Annotated in this window: 16 protein-coding genes; 8 read left to right on the top strand and 8 right to left on the bottom strand. The window is 68.7% G+C overall.

Annotated features, from left to right (window positions below):
- Positions 1-73: 73 nt before the first annotated feature.
- Positions 74-496 carry a nucleoside-diphosphate kinase gene (ndk, locus tag M2352_RS06980; protein WP_264663770.1) on the bottom strand — a complete coding sequence of 141 codons (423 nt, stop codon included), beginning with the start codon at positions 494-496 and terminating at the stop codon, positions 74-76.
- A 151-nt stretch (positions 497-647) separates the two neighbouring features.
- Here ndk and M2352_RS06975 point away from each other — a divergent pair, with 151 nt between their 5' ends.
- The 3 genes from M2352_RS06975 (at position 648) to M2352_RS06965 (ending at position 3,957) form a co-directional block, all read left to right on the top strand.
- Positions 648-2,540, top strand: a complete 1,893-nt coding sequence (locus M2352_RS06975) for an ABC-F family ATP-binding cassette domain-containing protein (RefSeq protein WP_264663769.1) — start codon at positions 648-650, stop codon at positions 2,538-2,540.
- Positions 2,537-3,208: an exopolysaccharide biosynthesis protein gene (locus M2352_RS06970; protein WP_264663768.1), complete on the top strand. Its 672-nt coding sequence runs from the start codon at positions 2,537-2,539 to the stop codon at positions 3,206-3,208. The genes M2352_RS06975 and M2352_RS06970 overlap by 4 nt, the downstream gene beginning before the upstream one ends.
- Before the next feature lie 143 nt (positions 3,209-3,351).
- Positions 3,352-3,957: a class I SAM-dependent methyltransferase gene (locus M2352_RS06965; protein WP_264663767.1), complete on the top strand. Its 606-nt coding sequence runs from the start codon at positions 3,352-3,354 to the stop codon at positions 3,955-3,957.
- A 62-nt stretch (positions 3,958-4,019) separates the two neighbouring features.
- Here the strand turns inward: M2352_RS06965 and M2352_RS06960 are convergent, their stop codons facing one another.
- Complete coding sequence (locus M2352_RS06960; protein ID WP_264663766.1) at positions 4,020-4,790, bottom strand: SDR family NAD(P)-dependent oxidoreductase; 771 nt, start codon at positions 4,788-4,790, stop codon at positions 4,020-4,022.
- A gap of 118 nt (positions 4,791-4,908) precedes the next feature.
- Between M2352_RS06960 and M2352_RS06955 the strand changes: the two genes are divergently transcribed.
- The 4 genes from M2352_RS06955 to M2352_RS06940 are packed head-to-tail and all read left to right on the top strand — an operon-like array spanning position 4,909 to position 7,154.
- Positions 4,909-5,775 (top strand): YicC/YloC family endoribonuclease, encoded by an 867-nt coding sequence (locus M2352_RS06955; protein ID WP_264665313.1) that lies wholly within the window; start codon positions 4,909-4,911, stop codon positions 5,773-5,775.
- A 34-nt stretch (positions 5,776-5,809) separates the two neighbouring features.
- Positions 5,810-6,460, top strand: a complete 651-nt coding sequence (gene gmk, locus M2352_RS06950; RefSeq protein ID WP_264663765.1) for a guanylate kinase — start codon at positions 5,810-5,812, stop codon at positions 6,458-6,460.
- Between the two features lie 23 nt (positions 6,461-6,483).
- A complete protein-coding gene (locus tag M2352_RS06945; RefSeq protein WP_264663764.1) occupies positions 6,484-6,912 on the top strand; it encodes a putative toxin-antitoxin system toxin component, PIN family in 429 nt (142 codons plus the stop codon).
- Positions 6,909-7,154, top strand: a complete 246-nt coding sequence (locus tag M2352_RS06940; protein WP_264663763.1) for a type II toxin-antitoxin system HicB family antitoxin — start codon at positions 6,909-6,911, stop codon at positions 7,152-7,154. Before M2352_RS06945 ends, M2352_RS06940 begins: the two co-directional genes overlap by 4 nt.
- Positions 7,155-7,222: 68 nt before the next feature.
- Here the strand turns inward: M2352_RS06940 and M2352_RS06935 are convergent, their stop codons facing one another.
- The 6 genes from M2352_RS06935 to M2352_RS06910 form a co-directional block, all read right to left on the bottom strand.
- Positions 7,223-7,825, bottom strand: a complete 603-nt coding sequence (locus M2352_RS06935; protein ID WP_264663762.1) for a GDSL-type esterase/lipase family protein — start codon at positions 7,823-7,825, stop codon at positions 7,223-7,225.
- Between the two features lie 95 nt (positions 7,826-7,920).
- Entirely contained in the window at positions 7,921-9,303 is a 1,383-nt protein-coding gene (gene pgmG, locus M2352_RS06930; RefSeq protein WP_264663761.1) for a phosphoglucomutase/phosphomannomutase PgmG, read from the bottom strand.
- A complete protein-coding gene (locus M2352_RS06925) occupies positions 9,300-10,652 on the bottom strand; it encodes a UDP-glucose dehydrogenase family protein (RefSeq protein ID WP_264663760.1) in 1,353 nt (450 codons plus the stop codon). The genes pgmG and M2352_RS06925 overlap by 4 nt, the downstream gene beginning before the upstream one ends.
- 108 nt (positions 10,653-10,760) lie before the next feature.
- Positions 10,761-11,630 (bottom strand): UTP--glucose-1-phosphate uridylyltransferase GalU, encoded by an 870-nt coding sequence (gene galU / locus M2352_RS06920; RefSeq protein WP_264663759.1) that lies wholly within the window; start codon positions 11,628-11,630, stop codon positions 10,761-10,763.
- Positions 11,631-11,790: 160 nt separating this feature from the next.
- Positions 11,791-12,489: a J domain-containing protein gene (locus M2352_RS06915; RefSeq protein ID WP_264663758.1), complete on the bottom strand. Its 699-nt coding sequence runs from the start codon at positions 12,487-12,489 to the stop codon at positions 11,791-11,793.
- On the bottom strand, positions 12,486-13,235 hold the full coding sequence (locus M2352_RS06910; RefSeq protein WP_264663757.1) for a VWA domain-containing protein: 750 nt from the start codon (positions 13,233-13,235) through the stop codon (positions 12,486-12,488). The genes M2352_RS06915 and M2352_RS06910 overlap by 4 nt, the downstream gene beginning before the upstream one ends.
- Positions 13,236-13,337: 102 nt before the next feature.
- On the opposite strand from M2352_RS06910, the gene M2352_RS06905 reads away from it, so the two are divergent.
- Entirely contained in the window at positions 13,338-14,054 is a 717-nt protein-coding gene (locus M2352_RS06905) for an RluA family pseudouridine synthase (protein WP_264663756.1), read from the top strand.
- Positions 14,055-14,088 lie beyond the last annotated feature (34 nt).

Genomic DNA, 14,088 nt, shown 5'->3' with positions numbered 1-14,088 from the left:
GAAAAAGGCCGCTTCCCACGGGGGGAAGCGGCCCATTCCATCATCCGCTGCGGCAGCGGAGCGGCGGCTGATCTCAGCCCACCAGCTCCAGGCCGGAGAAGAAGTAGGCGATTTCCACCGCGGCGGTTTCCGGGGCGTCCGAGCCGTGGACCGAGTTGGCGTCGATCGATTCGGCGAAATCCTTGCGGATGGTGCCTTCGGCGGCGTTGGCCGGGTTGGTGGCGCCCATGATCTCGCGGTTGCGGGCGATGGCGTTCTCGCCTTCCAGCACCTGCAGGACCACCGGGCCGGAGATCATGAAGGCCACCAGATCCTTGAAGAACGGGCGTTCGCGGTGGACGCCGTAGAATTCCTCGGCCTGGGCCTGGGAGAGCAGGACGCGCTTCTGGGCGACGATGCGCAGGCCGGCTTCTTCGAAGCGGGCGTTGATCTTGCCGGTCAGGTTGCGGCGGGTGGCGTCCGGCTTCAGAATCGACAGGGTGCGTTCGACGGCCATGGTGGACCTCCTGATAGAAAGATTTTCGTTGGAAAGGGTGCTATGGGTGAGCGGGGTTATAATGGGGCACGGCGGCGTCGGCAACCGGCATGATGGGACAGTACCATGACGGTTTTCCGCATACCCGCGCCCGTGCTAAACCGGCGGTGCCATGCTTCATATCAATAATCTGACGTTCCGCTTCGGCGGACGGGTGCTGTTCGATCAGGCGACCGCCGTGGTGCCCCGCGGCCACCGGGTGGCGCTGGTCGGGCGCAACGGTGCCGGCAAGAGCACCCTGCTCAAGCTCATCGCCGGGCACTATGCCCCCGACGGCGGCTCCATCTCCATCCCCGCCACCGCCCGCATGGGCATGGTGGCGCAGGAGGCGCCCAGCGGCCCCACCACGCTCATCGACGCCGTGCTGGCCGCCGACACCGAACGCACCGCCCTGCTGGCGGAGGCGGAAACCGTCACCGACCCCATGCGCATCGCCGAGGTGCACACGCGGCTGGCCGACATCGAGGCCCATTCGGCCCCCGCCCGCGCCGCCCAGATCCTGTCGGGCCTGGGCTTCAGCGCCGAGGCGCAGACCCGGCCCTGCTCCGACTTCTCCGGCGGCTGGCGCATGCGCGTGGCGCTGGCCGGTGTGCTGTTCGCCCGCCCCGACCTTTTGCTGCTGGACGAACCCACCAACCATCTGGATCTGGAAGCGACGCTGTGGCTGGAAAGCTACCTGCGCGGCTATCCCCACACGATCCTGCTGGTCAGCCACGACCGCGACCTGCTGAACAGCGTGCCCACCACCACCATCCACGTGGACCAGGGCAAGCTGGTGACCTATGGCGGCAATTACGACCAGTTCGTGGCCACCCGCCGCGCCAACATCGAGCGCACCCAGGCCATGGCCACCAAGCAGGCCGCCGAGCGCAAGCGCATCCAGGACTTCATCGACCGCTTCCGCGCCAAGGCCACCAAGGCCCGGCAGGCGCAGAGCCGCATGAAGCTCCTGGAAAAGATGGAGCCCATCGCGGCGATCGAAGAGGAATCGGCCATCGCCTTCAACTTCCCCTCGCCCGAGCCGCTGAACCCGCCGCTGATCGCGCTGGAAAACGCCACGGTGGGCTATGACGGCAAGCCGATCCTGCGGCGGCTCAACCTGCGCATCGACATGGAGGACCGCATCGCGTTGCTGGGCGCCAACGGCAACGGCAAATCCACGCTGGTGAAGCTGCTGGCCGGACGGCTCGCCACCATGGACGGGGAGATGCGCAAGTCCGGCAAGATCAAGGTCGGCTATTTCGCCCAGCATCAGGCGGAGGAGCTGGACCTGTCCGTGACGCCCGTCACGCAGGTCCAGCGCACCATGCCCCAGGCGCCGGAGGAAAAGGTGCGCGCCCATCTGGGCCGCTTCGGCTTCCCCCAGGCCAAGGCGGACACGGTGATCGGCAGCCTGTCGGGGGGCGAGAAGGCCCGCCTTCTGTTCGCGCTGATGAGCCGCGAGGCGCCGCACATCCTGATGCTGGACGAACCCACCAACCATCTGGACATCGACAGCCGCGAGGCGCTGGTGCAGGCCATCAACGCCTATGACGGCGCGGTGATCCTCATCAGCCACGATCCCCATCTGGTGGAACTGACCGCCGACCGGCTGTGGCTGGTGGACGGCGGCACCTGCCAGCCGTTCGACGGGGATCTGGAGGATTACAAGAAGCTGCTGCTGGACAAGGCGCGCGGCGAACGTGCCGATGCCCGCGGCGCCGACGCCGGCCCCAGCCGCAAGGACCAGCGCCGCGCCTCGGCCGAGGCGCGCGCCGCATTGGCGCCGCTGAAGCGCACGGTCACCGACGCCGAAAAGCGCGTGACCAAGCTGAGCGGGGACAAGGCGAAGATCGAGGCGAAGCTGGCCGACCCCGCCCTCTACACCGGCCCGGCGGACGCGCTGACCAAGCTGCAGATCGAACTGGGCTCCGTGCAGAAGAAACTGGCCGAGGCGGAGGACGCGTGGCTGACCGCCGCCGACGCCTATGAGGCCGCGGCGGCGGAGGCCGGCATCGGCGCATGAGCGGGATCGAGGATCATCACCGGGAACCCCGCATCGGCGATCCCCACCCCGCCGACCATGACCGTGTGCGCACGTCCGACGTGCTGGCCGCGTTCCGCGCGGACATGCCGGCGGGGCGGGTCAGCCTGGGCGATCTGATCACCGCGCTGGGCGACCGTTCGCTGGGCACGGTGCTGCTGGCGCTGGCCCTGCCCACGGTGGCGCCGGTGCCGCTGGGGGTATCGGTGCTGTTCAACACGCCGGTGCTGCTGTTCTCGCTGCGGCTGATGCTGGGGCGGGGGGATACGGTGCTGCCGGGGTGGCTCTTGCGCCGGTCGGTGTCCACCAAGGCCGCAGGCGCCATGCTGGACGCGGTGCTGCCGCGGCTGCGGTCCATCGAACGGCTGCTGCGGCCCCGCTGGCTGCGGCTGGCGGACATCGACGGGGAACGCTGGTTCGGGGTGATGGTCTTCGTGCTGGCGCTGGCGGCGTTCGTGCCGCTGCCGCTGACGGGGTGGCTGCCGGGCTTCGCCCTGCTGCTGCTGGCCCTGGGCCTGATCGAACGGGACGGGGGGGCCGTGGGGGCCGGATTGGGACTGGGATTGGCGGGCGTGGTGTTTTTCATGGCGGTGGCCAGCGGACTGTCATACGCGGGTCACGAACTCATGGCAAACGGTGCGGCGGAATAGGATAGGTCCGTTGCGTTTGTTGCAGCAGACCCCGCTTTCGGACATAAACGCGACGTGGAATATCGAAGTGGGGATATTCCGCTGCCGTCGCTTGTTGTCACCCCAGCCTCTCGGTTCAACACACTCCGGCGAAAGGCCGATCAATGACACCAACGGAAATCACCGCGGATAAGGCGAAAAAGGCGAAGAAGCCGCCGGCAGCGTGGCTGTTCTTCCAGCGCTGGATGGCGAACCCGCTGTCCATGGGGTCGGTCACGCCGTCCGGTCCGGGTCTGCGCCGGCTGATCCGCGAGCATCTGGCCTGCGGCCCCGACCAGATCATCGTGGAATTCGGTGCCGGCACCGGCGCCATCACCCGCGCGCTGCTGGAATCCGGGGTGTCCGGCGACCGGATCTATTCGTTCGAGATCGACGCGGAACTGGCATCCTACGTCCGCGGCGTGTTCCCCGACGTGAACGTGCTGAACGAGGATTGCCGCAACGTGGAAAAGGTGCTGGGGCCGGACCTGGCATCGCGCGTCAGCACCGTGGTCATCGGCATTCCCATGGTCACCCTGCCCATGCCCCTGCAGCAGGAGATCGTGGACGCCACGATTCGCGTCCTGCCCAAGGGCGGGCGGTTCCTGCTCTACACCTACATGATCCATTCGCCGCTGAACCGCGACGCCCTGAACATCAAGGGTCACCGGCTGGGCTGGACCATGGGCAACATCCCGCCCGCGTCGGTCTGGGCCTACTGGCGCGACTGAGGACCGAGATCGTGCTGCGAAAGCGCCCCGCCGGCCCCAGGGATGGACCGGCGGGGCTTTTTTTATGTCTGCGCCGCCTTCCGCGGGGTGCGGGACAGGAGCGGGTCGGTCCACGCCGGCGGCAGCGCCGCCACCAGCCATGTCATCACCCGCATGGGCCAGGGAAAGGCGATGCGCGCCCGGTTGGCCGCCAGCCCATCGGCGATGATGCGGGCGGCCCGCTCCGCCCCCATCAGGAACGGCATGGGAAAATCGTTCCTGTCGGTGATGCGGCTGACCACGAAGCCGGGGCAGACCACCGACAGCCCCACGCCGTCGGCGGCCAACAGGGGCCGCAGGGATTCCCCCCACACCCGCACCGCCGCCTTCGACGCGCAATAGGCCGGCGCGCCGGGAAAGCCGCGGAACCCCGCCAGCGACGACACCAGCGCCACCTGCCCCCGCCGCCGCGCCCGCAGCCGGGGCAGCAGCGGATAGACGGTGTTGAGCACCCCGTCCAGGTTGACCGCAAAGATGCGGCGCGACTGCTCCTCCGTCTCCCCCGCAGCACCACTGCCGGCGGAGATGCCGGCGTTGGCCACCAGCAGGTCCACCGGGTGGGCGTCGTCGAAGGCCGACAGCCACGCCGCCAGGGCCGCCCGGTCCACCACGTCCACCGTGTCGGCCACCACGCCGGCCCCCTTGGCGCGGCAGGCATCGGCCACCGCCGCCAGCCGCCCGGCGTCGCGCCCGGTCAGGCCCAGCATCACCCCCGGTGCGGCATAGTGCAGCGCCAGCGCCGCACCGATGCCGCTGGATGCGCCGGTGATGACGATGCGTCCCGGTTTGCTCATATCTCCCCCCGCTGCAACGTTGTTGCCGGCTCTGTCGCCGGGCTATAAGAACGCCACCTTTTTATCATCCCCCACCCGATCAGAGGCCAGAGTGACCGCACCCCGCACCATCGCCAGCATGACCGGTTTCGCCCGCGTGGACGGCCATGGCGACGGCTACACCTGGACGTTCGAAGCCAAGAGCGTCAACGGCCGCACCCTGGACATCCGCTGCCGCCTGCCCTACGGCTTCGACACGGTGGAAGCCGCGGCCCGCGCCGATATTCCCAAGATCCTGGCCCGCGGCTCGGTCAACCTGACCCTGACCGTCACCCGCACCGCCGCCGTGTCGCAGGTGCGCGTCAACCGCGACCTGCTGGCCCAGGTGCTGGCCGTGGCCCGCGAGATCGAAGGCGAAGGGGCGGCCCCCCCGCGGCTCGACGCGCTGCTGTCCGTGCGCGGCATCATCGAAACGGTGGAAGAGGACGAATCGGACGCCCGCACCAAGCTGGAAGGTGCCGTAAAGGCCGGTCTGGCCGAGGTCACCCGCAAGCTGGCCGCCGCACGGGCCGAGGAAGGGGCGCGGCTGCTGACCGTGCTGTCCGGCCATCTGGACGAGATCGCCCGCCTGACCGAGGCCGCCGCGGCCAACGTCACGACCCAGCCCGAAGCGCTGCGCGAAAAGCTGCGCGCCCAGGTGCAGGCGCTGCTGGAGATGGTGCCGGCCCTGTCCGAAGACCGCCTGGCCCAGGAAGCCGCCCTGCTGATCGCCCGCGGCGACGTGCGGGAGGAACTGGACCGCCTGCGCGCCCATGTGGAGCAGGCCCGCGCCCTGCTGGCCGAGGGGGGCGCCATCGGCCGCCGCCTGGACTTCCTGTGCCAGGAGTTCAACCGCGAGGCCAACACGCTCTGCTCCAAATCCCAGGACGTGGACCTGACCCGCATCGGCCTGTCGCTGAAGGCCACCATCGAGCAGTTCCGCGAGCAGGTCCAGAACATCGAGTGACGAAACGTCGAGAGAGAGAAGAAGGCTTCCGACCATGGCAACCACGAGCGTCCGTGACATCCACCGCCGCGGCCTGATGCTGGTCCTGTCGTCGCCCAGCGGCGCCGGCAAGACCACCATTTCCCGCCGTCTGCTGGAACGCGACACCGGCATCGCCATGTCGGTGTCGGTGACCACCCGCCCCATGCGCCCCGGCGAAACCCACGGGGTCGATTACTATTTCGTCAGCCAGGACGAATTCGACCGCATGGCCGCCGCGGGCGAACTGCTGGAATACGCCCGCGTCTTCAACAACTGCTACGGCACCCCGCGCGAAATGGTGGAAGCCAAGCTGAGCGAAGGCCGGGACGTGCTGTTCGACATCGACTGGCAGGGCACCCAGCAGGTGGCGGAAAAAGCGCGGGAGGATCTGGTCAGCATCTTCGTCCTGCCCCCCTCGGGCGAGGAACTGGAACGCCGCCTGCACACCCGCGCGCAAGACTCGGCGGAGGTCATCGCCCACCGCATGGCCAAGGCCAGCGACGAAATCAGCCACTGGGCCGAATACGACTATGTGATCGTCAACACCGACGTCGAGGAAAGCGTGGCCTCGGTCCAGGCCATCCTGCGCGCCGAACGCCTGAAACGCCGCCGCCAGGTGGGGCTGTCGGGCTTCGTGCGGGGGGTGCAGGAGTCGTTGCGGTAAGAGATGGCATCACATACGATGTCATGATGCTGCGCATCGTTCTCGATACCGATGTCATGTTTGCGGCTTTCCAGAGCCAGCAGGGGGCATCCCGCCGCCTGCTTCTGGACATGCTGGATGGTGGCGCACATCTTCTTCTATCGGCGACCTTAATGGTCGAATACGAAGCCGTGCTGACCCGTCCGGGCAATCTGGCGAAATTCGGTATCGATGCAGCAGATGTGCTTGCCGTGCTTGATGAACTGGCTCTGTGCTGCATCCCGGTTGCCTTCGATTACCGCTGGCGGCCGGGAGCGGTTGATCCCGACGACGATCTGGTGCTGGAAACGGCCATCAACGGAAGGGCGGATGTCATCGCCAGCTTCAATCTGGCCGACATGACAGCAGGCGCCATTCCTTTTGGTATTCGGGTCGAACGCCCGAGCGATGTGTTGAGGAGGCTGAGGGCATGAGCACGTTTCCGCTTCGCATCCCCAAAGACCTGAAGAAAGAGGCCAGCGCCCAGGCGGAGGCCGCTGGGGTCAGTCTCAATCAGTACATCACCACGGCCTTGGCCGCACGGGTCGGTGCCCAAGCCGAAGCGGAACGCTACTTCACCGCCCGTGCCAGCCGGGCCGTTCCCGGACAGGCCAAAGCCATCCTGGCCCGTTCCGGCATCGGCAATCCGCCACGCCCCGACGATCTGATCGAATAAGGGGGGTACAAGGGCCGCCGGCCCCTGTCGGGGCGTGTCGAGGGGCAGCGCCCCTTGACGTCTGCCGCCTACGGCACCCACGCCCGCCACGCATCCCACCCGTCCACCAGGGCGGCCAGCGCCTCGTACCCTCCGGCGTCGGGGTGGGCGCCGTCGCCGGACAGGGCTTCGCGCAGCCACACGCGCGACTCCACGATGTCGGGATGGGGGTTGAGGTACGGCACGCCCAGCCCCTCACACAATTCGCCCAGCGCCCGGCCCAATTGGGCGGCGCGGGTGCTGGCCGCCGGGTCGTCGGCGATGGGCAGCGGCCCCACCAGCAGCACCGGCCAGCGGGCCCGCGCTTCGCTCAGGATGGACTCGGCGTTGACCAGCGTGCGGGCCATGGACACGCGCTGGCCATCGTCGTCACCGGGGCAGACGTCGTTGGCGCCGAAGGAAAACACCACCCGGCCATCGCACTCGGCGGGCAGACGGGCCGACACCTCGGCGCGCCAGCGGGCGGCGATGTCGGCGCTGGTGTCGCGGCGCACACCCAAATTGTAATGGGTGATGTCGTGCCCCCGCAGCACCGCCAGCGCACACACCCGGCCCGCCCAGCCCAGGCACATGCGGTCGCCGGTGCCGTTGACGAAGCTGTCCCCCACGAACGCCAGACGCAGAACCGCCATTCCGTCCCCCCTGCCCTGCTGCTCCAAACGGAAAACGGCGCGTCCGGGGTGATCCCGAACACGCCGTTTCGTCATCTACACAAGAAACCCGCCCTTTAGAAGGTCGGGGCTTCGATGCCCGACTGAATAAGCTGGGCGATGACCTGGTCCTTCAGCCGCTCCAGCCCTTCGTCGGAGAAGGCTTCGGCGCGGGCCACCAGCACGTCCTGGGTGTTGGACGCGCGCAGCAGCCACCAGCCGTCGGGGGTGTTGACGCGCACGCCGTCGATGTCGTTGACATCGGCCCCGGCGGTGGCCAGACGGGCCTTCACCTCGTCCACCACCTGGAACTTGCGCACCTCGTCCACCTGGAACCGGGTTTCCGGGGTGTTGACCACCGGCGGCAGACGGTCGCGCAGGTCGGCCAGCGTGCCGCCCGACTTCGACACCAGCCCGATCAGGCGCACGGCGCAATAGAGCGCGTCGTCGAACCCGTACCACTTGTCGGCGAAGAAGATGTGACCCGACATTTCGCCGGCCAGCGGCGAGCCGGTTTCGGCCATCTTCGCCTTCAACAGCGAATGGCCGGTCTTCCACATCAGCGGCGTGCCGCCCAGCTTGGCGATCTCGTCGAACAGGGTCTGGCTGGCCTTCACGTCGGCGATGATGGTGGCGCCGGGATGGTCCTTCAGAACGTCGCCGGCATAGATGGCGACGAGCTGGTCGCCCCACACCACGCGGCCCTTGTGGTCGATGGCGCCGATGCGGTCGCCGTCGCCGTCGAAACCGATGCCCAGATCAGCACCATGCTCCGCCACCGCCGCCTTCAGGTCCACGAGGTTCTTTTCCACCGTGGGATCGGGGTGATGGTTGGGGAAGGTGCCGTCGATCTCGTCGAACAGGCAGATGTGCGTGCCCGGCAGCTTGGCGACCAGACGGCGCAGGATCTCGCCCGTCGCCCCGTTGCCGGCGTCCCACACGACCTTGAGATCGCGGGTGCCGTCATAGTCCTTGAGCATGCGGGCGACGTATTCGTCCTGCACGTCCACCTGCTCCGACGAGCCTTCGCCGGTGGCGAAATCGCCCGCCGCGGCGATGGTGCCCAGTTCCTGGATCATGGCGCCATAGACCGGCCCCTTGCCCAGCATCATCTTGATGCCGTTGTATTCGGGCGGGTTGTGGGAGCCGGTGATCATGATGCCGGCGTCGGCGTGGCGGTCGCGGGTGGCGAAATAGAGCATGGGCGTCGGGCCCAGCCCCACGCGCAGCACATGCAGGCCGGTGGACATCAGCCCCTCGACCATCGCCGCTTCCAGATCGGGGGAGCTGAGACGGCCGTCATAGCCGACCACGGCGGTCTTGCCGCCCTTGCGCACCACCACGGTGCCGAAGGCGCGGCCCACCGCACGGGCGTCGTCCACCGTCAGCGTGTCGCCGACGATGCCGCGGATGTCGTATTCGCGCAGGACGGTGGAATGGAAGGTGTGCGGGGCGCTCATTTCGTTTCCTCTTGGGTTGCCGGCTCGTTGGCGGCCGGAACGTTCAGCGGGCGGCCGATGGAGGTATAGGCAAACCCGGCCTTCGCCATTTCCTGGGGATTATAGACGTTGCGCAGGTCCACCAGAACCGGCTGCTTCAGCAGCGATTTGACGCGGCCCAGATCCAGCGCGCGGAACTCGTTCCATTCGGTCAGGATGGCGGCGCAATCGGCGCCGTTCAGCGCGTCGTACGCATCCCGCACCCACACCACGCCGGGCAGCAGCTTTTCCGCCTCGTGCATGCCGGCGGGGTCATAGGCGCGCACGGTGGCACCCGCGGCCAGCAGCGCCGGGATGATGTCCAGCGACGGCGCATCGCGCATGTCGTCGGTGTTGGGCTTGAAGGTCACGCCCAGCACGCCCACGGTCTTGCCCGCCAGCGACCCGCCGCAGGCGGCGACGATGCGCCCGGCCATGGATTTCTTGCGCTTGTCGTTCACGTCCACCACGGTCTCGACGATGCGGACCGGGCTGCCGTGCTGCTGGGCGGTGCGCACCAGCGCCAGCGTGTCCTTGGGGAAGCACGACCCGCCGTAGCCGGGGCCGGCGTGCAGGAACTTCTTGCCGATGCGCCCGTCCAGCCCCATGCCGCGGGCCACGTCGTGGACGTTGGCGCCCACCTTCTCGCACAGGTCCGCCACCTCGTTGATGAAGGTGATCTTGACGGCGAGGAAGGCGTTGGCGGCGTACTTGATCAGCTCGGCGGTTTCCAGCGCCGTCATGACGATGGGCGTCTCGATCAGGTACAGCGGACGGTAGAGCTGGCGCATCACCTCGGCGGCCCGCTCGGTCTCGGTGCCGATCACCACGCGGTCGGGGCGCAGGAAATCGCCGATGGCCGAGCCTTCGCGCAGGAATTCGGGGTTGGACGCCACGTCGAAATCGGCGTCCGGGCGGGTGCGGCGGATGATCGCCTGCACCTGGCGGCCCGTGCCCACCGGCACCGTCGATTTGGTGACCACCACCATGTAGCGGTCCATGTGGGTGGCGACTTCCTCCGCCGCCGCAAAGACGTACGACAGATCGGCGTGGCCGTCGCCGCGGCGGGTGGGGGTGCCGACGGCGATGAACACCGCGTCGGCCCCGGCCATCGCCTCTTTCAGGTCGGTCGTGAAGGACAGGCGCCCGGCAGCCACGTTGCGGGCCACCAGATCGTCCAGGCCCGGTTCGTAGATCGGGATCTCACCGCGCTTCAACCGCTCGATCTTGCCGGCATCCTTATCGACGCAGCACACGTCCACGCCGAATTCCGAAAAACACGCTCCCGACACCAAACCGACGTAGCCGGTGCCGATCATGGCAATGCGCATGTGAGTCCTCGCTGCTGGTGCCCTTGGACAAGGCTTGGGCTTGAAAAGCCACGCCCGCCGCGTCCCGTCAAGGGGGCGGCGGGCGTCTTTTCCATGACGTTTTTCTGATCAGCAGTACTTGCGCAGCATATCACGCACCTTGTCCGCCATGTCCGGGCGGGCCAGCGCGTGCGCCAGGGTCGCTTCGATGAAGCCCACCTTGTCGCCGCAATCGAACCGGGTGCCCTCGAACCGCAGGCCGTGGAACGGCTGGGAGCCGATCAGCTTGGCCATGGCGTCGGTCAACTGGATCTCGTTGCCGGCCCCGCGGGTGCCGGCTTCCAGATGGTCGAACACCTCGGGCTGGAGGATGTAGCGCCCGATGATCGACAGGGTGGAGGGGGCGACCGCCGGGTCGGGCTTTTCCACCAGCCCCTGCACGGTGGCCAGACGACCGTCGTCCTTGGCCACGTCCAGGATGCCGTAACGGCGGGTGTGCTCGCGCGGCACGTCCACCACGGCGACGATGTTGCCGCCCACCTCCTCATACGCCTCGACCATCTGCTTCAGGCACGGCTTGTCGGCCTGGACGTAATCGTCGGGCAGGATGATGGCGAAAGGCTCGTTGCCGATCACCGCGCGGGCGCACCACACCGCGTGGCCCAGCCCCAGCGGCTGCTGCTGGCGGGTGTAGAAGCAGCGGCCCGGCGCGATTTCGCTGTTGTGGACCTCGGCCAGGGCGGCGGCGTTGCCGCGCTCCTCCAGCGTGCGGTTCAGTTCGGTGTCGGCGTCGAAATGGTCCTCGATGGCGCGCTTGGAACGGCCGGTAACGAAGACGAAATCCTCGATGCCGGCGGCGCGAGCCTCTTCAACCGCGTGCTGAAGCAAGGGCCGGTCCACCAGGGGCAGCATTTCCTTGGGAATGGCCTTGGTCGCCGGAAGAAAACGGGTGCCGAGGCCGGCCACCGGGAACACCACCTTGCGCACAGATTTCCGCATTTGGGTCTCTTATGTTGAAGAACCAATGTTTGAAAGAACCACAAAACCCGTTTGCCGCGACGGTCCCGCAAGATGCCGGGACAAGCGGCCGGCGTCGGCCCCATCTTCTGCCACAGCCCCCGGAAAGGTTCAATCCGCCCTTCCGGTGGGCGACAAAAGGTCAGTGGGGCAACAGAACATCCCTCGCCTGGTTGATCTTGGCCGCCAGATAGGACGACCCCCCATGGTCGGGATGGACCGTCCGCATCAGACGCCGATGCGCCTCCCTGATCGCCGCCTCGTCCGCTCCCTCGTCCAGCCCCAGCACCGCCAGCGCTTCGGCCCGGCCCATGGGCCCGCCCGCCGGTTCATGCGGGTCCGGCGGCGGGTCGTCCGCGGTCCAGCCGGGCCGCTCGCGTGCCAGCCACCGTTCCAGAAGCGGGACCGAGGACGGATCGTCCGCCCGGCACGCCGCCAGCAGCGCCATCGCCTCCCCCCGGTCCAGCGAGCCCAGCGCCCGCCCGGCCAGGGGACCGGACAGCACCTCGCCCATCAGCGCACCGCTGGCGTGATCCAGCACCATGCGCAGGAAACGGGTCTCCACGCGGGACTCGGCCCCCGCCGCCGGCCCCGCCCCACCGGCCCCGCTCCACCGGCGCGCCCGCAGCCAGCGGATCAGAAACGGTGCGGCCATGGTGCCCGCCGCCAGAACCAGATTGAGCCGCCCGGCGGCGATCAGCCCCGCCGCCACCGCCAGACCGCCCCCCACCGCCGTGACGCGCAGGCCGCGCGCCAGGGTGCGGGGGTTCGCCGTCATAAACACGCGCACCAGCAGGATCATTCCCATCAGAACGGCGGCTCCGGTCAAAATCCAGATCATCGCCGTGCGCCCGCCATCTGCGCCGTCAAGAGCCGCACCGCCGCCTGCCCGCCGGGGCGCCGTCCGTAATCCTCCAGCGCCGCCACGCCCCCGGCGGCATAGGCGGCCACCGCGCCCAGCAGGCTGCGCAACTGCTCCGCCGACCCGGCGTCGAACGGGCAGCAGGCACCGCCCGACAGCCGGGCCAGGGTGTCGAATGCCGCGCGCGCCGCCCGGTCCCCGGCCTCGTGGAACAGGAACAGCGGCACGCCCAGAATGCCCAGTTCCCCGGCCTGGGCCGCCAGTTCGTCCAGGTTCTCTTCCATGCAGTCGCCGACAAAGACCACCGCGTTGACGGAGGCCTTGCGGGTCTGGGACAGGGCGTGGGCCAGCACGCGCCCGATCTGGGTGCGCCCCGCCTCGCACCGCACCGCGGTCATCAGCCGCAGGAGTTCGCGCGCGTCGCCCACCCAGCGGCTGGCCCGGCATTCGTTGTAACCGCGGTAATAGACAAGCTGCACGTCCAGCCCGCCCAGGGCCGCCGCCGCTTCGAACATCTCCCCCTGGATGGTGCTGGCGCGGTCCCAGGTGGCCTGACGGCTGATGGTGGCGTCGAGCGCGAACATCAGCCGCCCGCGCGCCCCGCCGGCGCGCACCGCGGGCGGCGGGCAGGCGTCCACCGCCCTCAAGAAGGCATCCACCTCCGCCGCCGCGGGAGGACGGGCGGAGGAACGGGTGGGCAAAGATCCGTCGTCGGAACCGGACATGCGCAGGCAACACCTTGTCGCGAGGGGTTCCTTGCAGATATGACGCCGGGGCCGCGCTGTCCAGACGGCAGCCGGTCCCGCCACCCCTTATCCACGGCCGCCATGCCTTACACCGCCGACGCCATCCGGGCCTGCGTGCTCCACCGCGACACCGACGTGCTGGTGCTGAACAAGCCCGCCGGGCTGGCGGTCCACGCCGCCGCCCGGATCGAGGACCACCTGGGCCTCTATATGGACGCCCTGACCTTCGACGCGGACGGGATTCCCCGGCTGGGCCACCGGCTGGACCGCGACACCGCCGGGTGTCTGGCGCTGGGCCGCTCGGCGGCGGCGGCGGCGCGGCTGTCCAAGCTGTTCGCCGGGGGCTGGGTGGACAAGAGCTATTGGGCGGTGGCCGACGGCATCCCGCCCGCCGAATCGGGGGTGATCGACCTGCCCCTGCTCAAGACCGTGATCCCCAAGGTGTCGTGGACCATCGCCCCCCACCCGGACGGGCAGCCGGCGGTGACCGAATACCGGGTGCTGGGCACCGGCGGCGGGCGGTCGTGGATCGCCTTCACCCCCCGCACCGGGCGCACCCACCAGATCCGCGTCCATGCCGCCGCCATCGGCTGCCCGCTGGTGGGTGAGCCCTATTACGGGCCGGAACGGCAGCCGCCGGGCAACCTGCACCTGCTGGCCCGCCGCATCGCCTTCACCCTGGAGCGGGACGGGCCGCGGGTGGACGTGACCGCACCGGTGCCGGAGCATATGCGGGCGGCGCTGGCCGGGTGCGGGTGGAGCGAGGAGTGGGCTACCGCCCAGACCCGTTTGGGGTGATCCCCAAACCCCCTTTGCTTTTATCCATAAAAAG

Origin of the sequence: Azospirillum fermentarium, assembly GCF_025961205.1 — a bacterium.
Lineage (GTDB): Bacteria > Pseudomonadota > Alphaproteobacteria > Azospirillales > Azospirillaceae > Azospirillum > Azospirillum fermentarium.
Note: the sequence above shows the minus strand (reverse complement) of the source record. Positions and strands in the feature narration are given on the sequence as shown.

What these genes read in the sequence shown, in the direction of transcription:
- M2352_RS06955 (WP_264665313.1), top strand. Translation starts at nt 4,909, where the DNA reads ATGACCGGTTTCGCCCGCGTGGACGGCCATGGCGACGGCTACACCTGG.
- M2352_RS06940 (WP_264663763.1), top strand. Translation starts at nt 6,909, where the DNA reads ATGAGCACGTTTCCGCTTCGCATCCCCAAAGACCTGAAGAAAGAGGCC.
- M2352_RS06965 (WP_264663767.1), top strand. Translation starts at nt 3,352, where the DNA reads ATGACACCAACGGAAATCACCGCGGATAAGGCGAAAAAGGCGAAGAAG.
- M2352_RS06915 (WP_264663758.1), bottom strand. Translation starts at nt 12,489, where the DNA reads ATGATCTGGATTTTGACCGGAGCCGCCGTTCTGATGGGAATGATCCTG.
- ndk (WP_264663770.1), bottom strand. Translation starts at nt 496, where the DNA reads ATGGCCGTCGAACGCACCCTGTCGATTCTGAAGCCGGACGCCACCCGC.
- M2352_RS06905 (WP_264663756.1), top strand. Translation starts at nt 13,338, where the DNA reads ATGCCTTACACCGCCGACGCCATCCGGGCCTGCGTGCTCCACCGCGAC.
- M2352_RS06970 (WP_264663768.1), top strand. Translation starts at nt 2,537, where the DNA reads ATGAGCGGGATCGAGGATCATCACCGGGAACCCCGCATCGGCGATCCC.
- M2352_RS06945 (WP_264663764.1), top strand. Translation starts at nt 6,484, where the DNA reads ATGATGCTGCGCATCGTTCTCGATACCGATGTCATGTTTGCGGCTTTC.
- M2352_RS06910 (WP_264663757.1), bottom strand. Translation starts at nt 13,235, where the DNA reads ATGTCCGGTTCCGACGACGGATCTTTGCCCACCCGTTCCTCCGCCCGT.
- M2352_RS06925 (WP_264663760.1), bottom strand. Translation starts at nt 10,652, where the DNA reads ATGCGCATTGCCATGATCGGCACCGGCTACGTCGGTTTGGTGTCGGGA.
- M2352_RS06935 (WP_264663762.1), bottom strand. Translation starts at nt 7,825, where the DNA reads ATGGCGGTTCTGCGTCTGGCGTTCGTGGGGGACAGCTTCGTCAACGGC.
- M2352_RS06960 (WP_264663766.1), bottom strand. Translation starts at nt 4,790, where the DNA reads ATGAGCAAACCGGGACGCATCGTCATCACCGGCGCATCCAGCGGCATC.
- gmk (WP_264663765.1), top strand. Translation starts at nt 5,810, where the DNA reads ATGGCAACCACGAGCGTCCGTGACATCCACCGCCGCGGCCTGATGCTG.
- pgmG (WP_264663761.1), bottom strand. Translation starts at nt 9,303, where the DNA reads ATGAGCGCCCCGCACACCTTCCATTCCACCGTCCTGCGCGAATACGAC.
- galU (WP_264663759.1), bottom strand. Translation starts at nt 11,630, where the DNA reads ATGCGGAAATCTGTGCGCAAGGTGGTGTTCCCGGTGGCCGGCCTCGGC.
- M2352_RS06975 (WP_264663769.1), top strand. Translation starts at nt 648, where the DNA reads ATGCTTCATATCAATAATCTGACGTTCCGCTTCGGCGGACGGGTGCTG.